The 9,386-nt window shown below is 59.0% G+C and carries 11 protein-coding genes; 9 read left to right on the forward strand and 2 right to left on the reverse strand.

Annotated features, from left to right (window positions below; all coding sequences use genetic code 11):
- The 4 genes from Q7T06_RS04630 to Q7T06_RS04645 form a co-directional block, all read left to right on the forward strand.
- Positions 1-896, forward strand: an 896-nt coding sequence (locus tag Q7T06_RS04630) for an FAD-dependent oxidoreductase (RefSeq protein WP_304780975.1), incomplete at its 5' end; no start/stop codon positions are given.
- Between the two features lie 120 nt (positions 897-1,016).
- A complete protein-coding gene (thiL, locus tag Q7T06_RS04635; protein ID WP_304780980.1) occupies positions 1,017-1,976 on the forward strand; it encodes a thiamine-phosphate kinase in 960 nt (319 codons plus the stop codon).
- A gap of 2 nt (positions 1,977-1,978) precedes the next feature.
- Positions 1,979-2,503 (forward strand): phosphatidylglycerophosphatase A, encoded by a 525-nt coding sequence (locus Q7T06_RS04640; protein WP_304780985.1) that lies wholly within the window; start codon positions 1,979-1,981, stop codon positions 2,501-2,503.
- A gap of 14 nt (positions 2,504-2,517) precedes the next feature.
- Entirely contained in the window at positions 2,518-3,006 is a 489-nt protein-coding gene (locus Q7T06_RS04645; RefSeq protein ID WP_304780990.1) for a CinA family protein, read from the forward strand.
- A gap of 129 nt (positions 3,007-3,135) precedes the next feature.
- Here the strand turns inward: Q7T06_RS04645 and pyrF are convergent, their stop codons facing one another.
- Positions 3,136-3,951 (reverse strand): orotidine-5'-phosphate decarboxylase, encoded by an 816-nt coding sequence (gene pyrF / locus Q7T06_RS04650; protein WP_304781018.1) that lies wholly within the window; start codon positions 3,949-3,951, stop codon positions 3,136-3,138.
- A 59-nt stretch (positions 3,952-4,010) separates the two neighbouring features.
- Between pyrF and Q7T06_RS04655 the strand changes: the two genes are divergently transcribed.
- Genes Q7T06_RS04655 through Q7T06_RS04670 form a run of 4 tightly spaced genes read left to right on the forward strand, consistent with a single transcriptional unit; the run spans position 4,011 to position 6,853 of the window.
- Positions 4,011-4,901, forward strand: a complete 891-nt coding sequence (locus Q7T06_RS04655; protein WP_304780995.1) for a DMT family transporter — start codon at positions 4,011-4,013, stop codon at positions 4,899-4,901.
- Between the two features lie 40 nt (positions 4,902-4,941).
- Positions 4,942-5,535, forward strand: coding sequence for a LemA family protein (locus Q7T06_RS04660; RefSeq protein ID WP_304781000.1), 594 nt, complete (start codon positions 4,942-4,944; stop codon positions 5,533-5,535).
- A 14-nt stretch (positions 5,536-5,549) separates the two neighbouring features.
- Entirely contained in the window at positions 5,550-6,341 is a 792-nt protein-coding gene (locus Q7T06_RS04665) for a YgcG family protein (protein ID WP_304781024.1), read from the forward strand.
- Positions 6,341-6,853 carry a TPM domain-containing protein gene (locus Q7T06_RS04670; protein WP_304781004.1) on the forward strand — a complete coding sequence of 171 codons (513 nt, stop codon included), beginning with the start codon at positions 6,341-6,343 and terminating at the stop codon, positions 6,851-6,853. Before Q7T06_RS04665 ends, Q7T06_RS04670 begins: the two co-directional genes overlap by 1 nt.
- A 12-nt stretch (positions 6,854-6,865) precedes the next feature.
- Here the strand turns inward: Q7T06_RS04670 and dacB are convergent, their stop codons facing one another.
- Positions 6,866-8,290 (reverse strand): D-alanyl-D-alanine carboxypeptidase/D-alanyl-D-alanine-endopeptidase, encoded by a 1,425-nt coding sequence (gene dacB / locus Q7T06_RS04675; RefSeq protein ID WP_304781009.1) that lies wholly within the window; start codon positions 8,288-8,290, stop codon positions 6,866-6,868.
- 414 nt (positions 8,291-8,704) lie between these two features.
- Here dacB and Q7T06_RS04680 point away from each other — a divergent pair.
- Positions 8,705-9,386, forward strand: a 682-nt coding sequence (locus Q7T06_RS04680) for a HEAT repeat domain-containing protein (RefSeq protein ID WP_304781013.1), incomplete at its 3' end; no start/stop codon positions are given.

A 9,386-nucleotide genomic window follows, 5' to 3' on the forward strand; every position in this document is an offset into this window, starting at 1 on the left:
TCATCGCCGTCGGTGCGCAGGCGATACAACTCGGCTTGCAGGGCGATGCTGCCGATCAGGTATTGTCGGTTAATCACATAGACGATTACGCCACCTTCCGCGCGCGCATCAATGCTGCAGAAAATGCCGCGCCGGTACGCGTAGCGATACTGGGTGCCGGCTTGATAGGCTGCGAATTCGCCGACGACCTGGCCAGCGCCGGGCATGCGGTAACCCTGATCGATCCAAGCGCGCGTCCGCTGGCGGCACTGGCGGCACCCGCCCTGTCGACCGGCCTGCAGGCGGCACTGCTCGCGCGCGGCGTGCGCTTCCATCTCAATACAGTCGCGGAAAGCGTCACGCATGCCGACACTGCGCTGCGCGTGACGCTGGCCGATGGCAGCACCGTCGAAGCCGACATCGTATTGTCTGCAGTCGGCTTGCGGCCCGATCTGCGCCTGGCGCACGCAGCACAACTGAAGACCGGACGCGGCATCATCATCGATACCGCCGGCCAGACCAGCGCACCCGATATATATGCGCTGGGCGACTGCGCAGAATACACCTCGCCTATCGACGGCAGCACGCGCATCCTGCCTTACATCACGCCTATCATGGCGGCCGGTCGTGCGATTGCACGCACGCTGACAGGCGAGCGCACCGAGATCGATTTGAAGCCGTCACCGATATTGATCAAGACCCCCAGCTATCCGCTGGCCTTGATCGCGCCTGCACCCCACATCGTCGCCGATGGCAGCTGGGAAAATGAAACGACAGAGAGCGGTCGCAGCATTTGCCGCTTTTACGATGTCGACGGCGTGATGGCAGGTTTTTGCGTCTCGCCGCATGACAATGCGATACGCCAGGAATTGCTGGCCGGCCTGGGACAGAAGGCCAATACCGCCACCAGCCAGTAATTTTTGGCACTGCAGCCAGCCCCGTCCTTGCCGCCTGTGCAGCAATGACGGGGCTGATAGATATTCCGCCTTGCCTCTTCGCAACAGCAAGGACTTGCCGTCATTCTGTACAATAAGCGCATGTCCGAATTCGATTTGATCGCGCGCTATTTTGTGCGCCCCGCCCACCCGAAAAACCGCGCCACGCTCGGCATAGGGGATGATTGCGCGCTGCTGACACCGCACGCCGGCATGCAGCTGGCCATTTCATCCGACATGCTGGTCGAAGGCCGCCATTTTTTTGCCGGTGCCGACCCCTACCAACTCGGGCACAAATCACTGGCCGTCAACTTGTCCGACCTGGCAGCCATGGGCGCGGAACCGGTGGCGTTCTCGCTCGCATTGTCACTGCCGGGCGCAGACGAGGCATGGCTGGAACAATTTTCGCAAGGCTTGTTCGCGCTGGCCGATGCGCATGACTGCGAACTGATAGGCGGCGATACGACCAAGGGACCGCTGAACATCTGCATCACGATCTACGGCCAGATCCCGATCGGCGCAGCCTTGCGTCGCGATGCAGCCCAGGCCGGCGACGATATCTGGGTGTCCGGCACCCTGGGTGATGCGCGCCTTGCGCTCGGTGCGCTGTACCAGGAATATCCACTGGATGCAGATGTGCTTGCTGCTGCAGCGCCACGCCTGCATGCGCCGCAGCCGCGCATCGCACTCGGGCTGGCATTGCGCGGCATCGCACATGCGGCGCTCGATGTATCCGATGGCTTGATCGGCGATCTCGGTCACATACTGAAAAAATCCGACGTCGGCGCGACGCTCAATGTGGATGCGCTGCCGGCAGGACCCATGCTGCAGGGCCAGGCGCTGGACCTGCAGCGCCGCTTTACGCTGGCCGGCGGCGATGACTATGAATTGTGCTTCACCGCACCGGTATCGCGACGCAATGCGGTCCTGGGTGCGGCATTGGCTGCCGACACGCCTGTGACCCGCATCGGCAGCATAGAGGCGGCATCCGGCTTGCGTCTGCTCGATGGTGATGGGCAGCCGCTGGATATGCACATCACCTCCTTCGACCATTTCGCCTGACCATGCAAACACAGCCAGCCACGCCAGCCGCAATCCTGATCAAACCCGATTCACGTTTCATGCTGGCGCATCCAGCCCACATGATTGCGCAGGGATTCGGCAGCGGCTTGTCAAAAATAATGCCGGGCACATCCGGCACGCTGTTCGGCTGGCTCTCATTCAATGTATTGTCATCACGCTGGCCGGAATTCCTGACGCCCCTGAACTGGTGGTTCGTCATCGTCGCCGGCTTTTTTATCGGCGTATGGGCATGCGCAAAGACAGGTCGCGATCTCGGCATTGCCGATCATGGCAGCATGGTGTGGGATGAAGTGATTGCCTTCTGGCTGGTGCTGCTGTTCATCACGCCGGCCAGCCTGTGGATACAGTTTTACGCCTTCCTCTGCTTCCGCTTTTTCGACATGGTCAAACCGCCGCCTATCGGTTATTTCGACCGTCGTTTCAAGGGCGGCATGGGCGTCATGTTCGACGATATCGTCGCAGCATTTTTCACCTTGCTGGTGTTTGCGATCTGGCGCAGTTTCTGAGCGAAGGAAAACGCATGGAACACATCGTGGAACTGGCGGCGCGCGTAGGGCTGTGTCTGCAGGAACGTGGCTTGCTGCTGGCAAGCACGGAATCCTGTACCGGCGGCGGGGTCGCGCAGGCAATCACTGAAATCGCAGGATCGTCGGCATGGTTTGAATGCGGTTTCGTCACCTACTCGAATGCATCCAAGATGAAGCTGTTGCACGTGCCGGAATCGCTGCTGGCGCAACACGGCGCAGTCAGCAAGGAAACGGCAGCAGCCATGTGCGCAGGCGCACTGGCCAACAGCCGGGCCACCGTGGCCTTGTCCACTACCGGCATTGCCGGCCCGGGCGGTGCCGTGCCGGGCAAGCCGGTGGGCACGGTCTGCTTTGGCTGGGCGACGGGCACGCGCACGCATGTGGAACAAATGCAGTTTCGCGGTGACCGCCATGCAGTGCGCGAACAAAGCGTGGCCCATGCATTGACGGGCTTGCTGGAATTTCTGACTACGGCAGGCTGAATATCACGCCAGGCATCACATCAAACATCAATCTACATCACGCCTTTATCCTGCCGTTCCAGATACGGCTGCATCGATGCCGGCGCGCCAGCCTGAGCGGCTGGATTGCTTCATTTATACACTGCAGGATCAGGCGCGAAAACGATTGATCGCATCCCTGGTTTCCAGCGCAACCTGACGTGCCGCTTGCGCAAAATTCTCATCTGCTTTTGCATACAGGATGGCGCGCGATGAATTGATCATCATGCCGCTGCCGTTCGCCGTGCGTCCGGCTTCCACCGTCGCCTTGATGTCACCGCCCTGCGCGCCTATGCCTGGAATCAGCAAGGGCATGTCGCCGACTATCGCGCGCACTTGCGCCAGCTCGTTCGGGAAGGTGGCGCCGACCACCAGCGCGCATTGGCCATTCGTATTCCATTTATCCGCCACCAGCTGCGCGACATGCTGGTACAGCGGCTTGCCGTCAACCGTGAGGAATTGCAGGTCGGAGCCGCCAGGATTGGACGTGCGGCACAAGACGATCACGCCTTTATCCTGCCGCTCCAGATACGGCTGCACCGAATCGAAACCCATGTAAGGATTGACGGTGACTGCATCGGCGCCATAACGCTCGAAAGCTTCACGCGCATATTGTTCAGCCGTCGCGCCTATGTCGCCGCGCTTGGCGTCCAGCACGACAGGAATCTGCGGATAGCGTGTGCGCAGATAGCCGCAGATTTCTTCCAGCTGATCTTCCGCGCGCAAGGCGGCGAAATAGGCAATCTGCGGCTTGAATGCGCATGCGGTATCGGCCGTGGCATCGATGATCGCCTTGCAAAACGTCAGGATCGCATCGGGCTTGCCCTGCAAATGGGCAGGAAATTTGGCCAGATCCGGATCCAGGCCTATGCAGAGTTGCGTATTCTGTGTCTGCCACACGGCAGATAATTTTTCGATGAAGGTCACGGCGGGATCTCTCAATTTCAGGCAGACCGTATTGTAACGCGACATGTTATCGTTCCGGGATGACTTCACTTACCCGCAAAGACTGGATACTGCTCGCACTCTTGACCATCTGCTGGGGCATCAACTGGCCCATCATGAAAATGGCGGTGCAGGATTTCCCACCGATTGCGTTCCGTACCCTGTGCATCACCGGCGCGCTGCCGGTTTTATGGCTGGCCGCGCGCATGCAAGGCATTTCCCTCAGAATTACGCGCCATGATCTGGGAACCATTTCCGCGCTGGCCATTCCTAACATGATCATCTGGAATACCTGCATGATCGTCGGCGTGAAAATGCTCTCGTCCGGGCGCGCTGCCATACTCGGCTACACGATGCCGATCTGGGCCGTGCTGTCCGGCCTGGTTTTTTTTCGCGACCGGATCACAGGACTGGGATGGTGCGGGATAGGATTGGCCTTGAGCGGTGCGCTCTTGCTGCTGTCTACCGAATTTGCGAATATGGCCGGCAGGCCTTTAGGCAGCGTGCTGATCTTGATCGCAGCCGCAGCCTGGGGTTATGGCACAGTGTTGATGCGGCGCACGAAAACCGCCATCCCGACGCTGGCTTTGACATTCTGGATGATGGTGATGGCAAGCGTCTGCATGGCGATCATATCGACCTGCCTTGAATACCGGCTGTGGCGTCTGCCGACGGCCGGCGAAACAGCGGCGATCAGCTATAACGCGCTGGTGATCTTCAGCTTCGGGCAGGTGACCTGGTTTTCGCTGGCGCGCAAGCTGCCGCCGATTGCATCCAGCCTCTCGGTGATGATGATCCCGGTGCTGGGAGTCTTTTCCGGCGCCTGGATATTGCATGAAACGCCGCACTGGCAAGATTACGTGGCCATGTTGCTGATCCTGGCGGCGATGAGCACGGTACTATTGAAACCACGCGCCAGCGCCATCAAATAGGCCAGGCAAAACAGTATTTTTATCTATCTGGAGAAATGACATGGCGAAATTACTGAAATGGCTGGCGATAGCCGCCTTTGCCTCGATGCTCAGCGCATGCGGCTACAACGATTTTCAAACCAAGGATGAAGCGACCAAGGCTGCATGGGGCGAAGTCGTCAATCAATACCAGCGCCGCGCCGACCTGATTCCCAATCTGGTCAATACCGTCAAGGGCTACGCCTCGCATGAGCGCGAAACCTTTGAAGCGGTCACCAAGGCACGTGCCGCCGCGACCAGCTTCCAGATCACGCCGGAAGTATTGAACGACCCGCAGGCATTCCAGAAATTCCAGCAGGTGCAGGGCGAACTGTCATCGGCGCTGTCGCGCCTGATGGCCATTTCCGAAAACTATCCGCAGCTGAAAGCTGACACCAGCTTCCGCGATTTGCAGTCGCAACTGGAAGGCACGGAAAACCGCATCACCGTCGCACGCCAGCGTTACATCGTAGCGGTGCAGGAATACAACGTGCTCGCACGCAGCTTCCCGACCAATATCACGGCGAAAATTTTCAGCTATCCGGTCAAGCCATCGTTCACGGTAGAAAATGAAAAGTCGATAGCCACGCCGCCTGCAGTCAATTTCGGTAAATAAGGTTCTTCGTGTCCATGAAAACCTTGCGTCATTTACTGGCTTGCTCGCTCGCATTTTTATGCCTGCTGGCCAGCGCACAAAATCTGGTGCCGGTGCCGCCGCTGACTGCGCGCGTCACCGATCTGGCTGGCATGCTCAATGCCGGCCAGCGCACGACGCTGGAAAACGTGCTGGCCGAGTATGAAACGCGTACCGGCAACCAGATCGCAATCCTGCTGCTCAACAGCACCGAGCCGGAAGCGATAGAGCAATACAGCATACGCGTGGCCGATGCGTGGAAGCTGGGACGCAAGGGTGTCGATGACGGCGTGATCCTGCTGGTGGCAAAGGGCAATTCTGCCGCTTCCGGCCGCCTGCGCATAGAAACCGGCCGCGGCGTGCAGGGCGTGCTGACCGATGCGCAATCGAAACGCGTATTGCAGGATGTGATTGCACCGCATTTCCGGCAAAACGATTTTTACGGCGGGCTGGCATCGGGTATCTCGGCGATCACCAGCGTGCTCGACAAGGAAGCCTTCCCGGAACCGGCCCAGCGTGGCAAGGCCAGCAACAATGATGGCTTTGGCTGGGCGCCTTTCATTTTCTTTGCCTTCCTGATCGTCATCACGATGCTGCGCAGCCGTGGTGGTGGCGGACGCGGGCATAGCCAGGATGGCTGGGGCAATACTGCCGGCGTGATTCTCGGTGCAGCCATCGGCAACAGCCTCGGGCGCGGCCATTCTTCAGGCGGCGGCTTCGGCGGTGGCGGTGGATTTTCTGGCGGTGGTGGCGGCTTTGACGGCGGCGGCGCCTCGGGGAACTGGTAATGAATAAATTCACGCGCGTAATGCGACATCTGACAGCGACCAGATTTTCCGGAAGAAAAGCCTTTCCATCCCGGACACTGGCTGCGATACAGGCAGAAATCACTGCCGGCGAATCGGTACACCGTGCCGAAGTCCGCCTGATCGTCGAACCTGCGCTTGATCTGTCGGCGGTGTGGAGCGGCCTCACATCACGGCAACGCGCAGGCGAATTGTTTACCCATTACCGGATCTGGGATACGGAAGAAAACTGCGGCGTGCTGATTTACATCAACCTGGCCGATCATCACGTCGAGATCTTTACCGACCGCGGCATAGCGCGCCTGATTCCTGCCGACCACTGGCGCGCAGTATGCAAAACGATGACAGATGGTTTTGCACTGGGCCATTATCACGACAGCAGCATCGCCGGCCTGCAGCAACTCAATGCGCTGCTGCACACCTATTTCCCCGAAGGCGATGCGCCACAAACGCAGCCGGCCAATCAATTATCGAATCAGCCCATCCTGCTGTAGCAAGCGCAGGCTTCAACCGTTTTCATACACCCATTGCAGCAGCGCGTCATGCGCCGCCTGGCCGCTGCCTGCATTGGCATGGTTGATGATGCAAACCACTGCATAGCGCTTGCCCGATGCCGCCAGCACATAACCCGCCACTGCACGCACATCGGTCAATGAGCCGGTTTTGATATGGGCGCGACCGGCTACCGTTTGCGTCAGCAAGCGCTTGCGCATCGTGCCGTCGTAGCCCACCAGCGGCAGTGAAGACATGAACTCCGGCATCACCGGCGATTGAAAAGCCGCGACCAGCATGCGCCCCATCGCATTGGCCGAGATGCGTTCGATGCGCGACAAACCCGAGCCGTTTTCAATCACCAGCTGGCTCGCATCGATGCCCTTGCCGGCCAGCCAGCTCTTGATGACCCGCGCGCCCCGCTCCGGCGTCGCCGGCAGCTTGAGCACATCCGACGCCATCGTCAGCAGCAATTGGCGCGCCATCACATTGTTGCTGTACTTGTTAATGTCGCGCACCACTTCCGACAGTGTGGCCGACTGCCATTCGGTTACCAGCCGTGCATCTGGCGTCACCACGCCATTGCTTGCCGTCCCCTTGAAAACGCCGCCTACATCTGTCCATAACTGACGAAACACGGTGCCAAAATATTCAGCGTGCGTCATCAGGTAAGGATGCAGGTACCAGGTTTTTTCACCGCATGCGGCTGGAAAGGAACCGGTAAAACCTGCGCCATTGCGGTCCAGCGCCGGCAACAACCTTGCCTGCCAGTCGACGCAAGCACCGTCTGACAAAACCGGCGCCTTGATCGTATAAGCCGCCAGCGGCGGATCGACGGTGACAGTCACCAGGCCGCGGCCCGGGTCGGGCAGGAAATGAAATGCGAATGCCTTGTAATTGAGCAGCAAGGCATCGGGGCCGGCATTGTATGGCTTGAGCGGATCGCCATCGAAACTGGCCGCATCGTACGACGATGCCTCGAAGGCGCTGTGGTCCAGTATCAGGTTGCCGCGAATTTCACGTATGCCGGCGGCGCGAATCTGGCGCAGGAATTGCCAGAATTTTTCAGTAACCAGCTTGGGGTCGCCGCTCCCCTTGATTATCAGGTCGCCATTCAATACATCGCCAACCTGGGTGCCCGTCGCATAGGCCTGGGTTTTCCAGGCAAAGGTGGGCCCCAGCAAGTCAAGCGCAGCGTTGCTGGTCACCAGCTTCATCGTGGATGCCGGATTCAATCCTGACGCACTGTTGACGGCAATCAGCGGCGCCGCAGCAGATACCTCTTGCACATAGGTCCCCACTGCGTCGGACGGGATGCCGCCCTGTTTCAATGCCGCCGCGACAGGCAAGGGCAATCCTGCTGCATGAGCGTGGAGCGTCACAACGCCGCAAGAGATTAAAAGAGGGAAAAGCAGGAAGAGGTGTCTGGTAATTCGCATGGCGGTCGAAATAATGGAATCACCCGATTATCACATGTCAGGCCAGGCAGCCGAGAACCGTCTGCCGGCAAAAATATTCATCTCTGAACTCAGCGCACCCCCTGATGTTGTGCAAATGAGTCGGATATCTGGCTCAGTTGTCAGACAGACAGCCGGAGTATGCGCTGTATCTGTATCCGGCAGACAATCGGCATTACAATAAGATGCTCAAATGCATGATGTCCAATCGCTTGTAGACGCCCTATTATGTTGACGACCATCCATCCGTTCCCCCCTGGCAATGCGACAAAACATCATGGCGGCAAGGCTGGCCTGAATGGTACTTGTATCGCATCGCGTTGCGGCAAAAAAGCGTACCGCTAAGTGTCGAACACATACACAGATACTCACCTTGCCCTTACCACCTGGATCGGTGTGGGCACCATCGGACTGATGCTTTTGCTGGCATTGATGCTGGTCTATCTGCGCGTATCGCTGGATAGGCGCGCACAGACAGAACGCGCTTTTCTGGCCATCTGGCGTCCGCTGCTCCTGAGTTCGCTGCACTCTTCTGTCTGCGCCGTTTTGCCTATGCTGGCGATCAACCACCGCATCTATTTTCTGAAGCTCTGGAACAACCTGATGCGCACCGCCAGCGGCGAGGCTGCGGACAATCTGGTCAGCATAGCCTACTCAGTTGGTTGCGATCGCTTCTCACGCCGTCTGCTCAGGTACGGCAATCGCGTTGAATGCCTGCTGGCGACGCTGGCTCTCGGCCACCTGCGCGACCATCCATCGTGGGACTTGCTGGTGACGCAGACGCTGGCTGCCGACAGCGTCACTTCCATCAATGCATTCCAGGCGCTGGTGCAAATTGACGCGGAAAGCACGGCCGAGCAATTAATGCCCTTGTTGCTGGCACGCGAAGACTGGCCGATTGCCCATGTCGCCACCATACTGCAATCGGCGCAGAGTGCCTTCATGCAACCGCTGATCGAGGCCGCGACTGAAATAAAATCTTCCCATCTGGTCAGGACACTGCGTCTGATCGGCGCACTGCATCTGGCTGTGCCGCAAACGACAGTGGTGCATCTGCTGGAGCCGGCCAACCCGACCG

The organism is Herminiimonas sp. (genome assembly GCF_030645555.1).
Lineage (GTDB): Bacteria > Pseudomonadota > Gammaproteobacteria > Burkholderiales > Burkholderiaceae_D > Oxalicibacterium.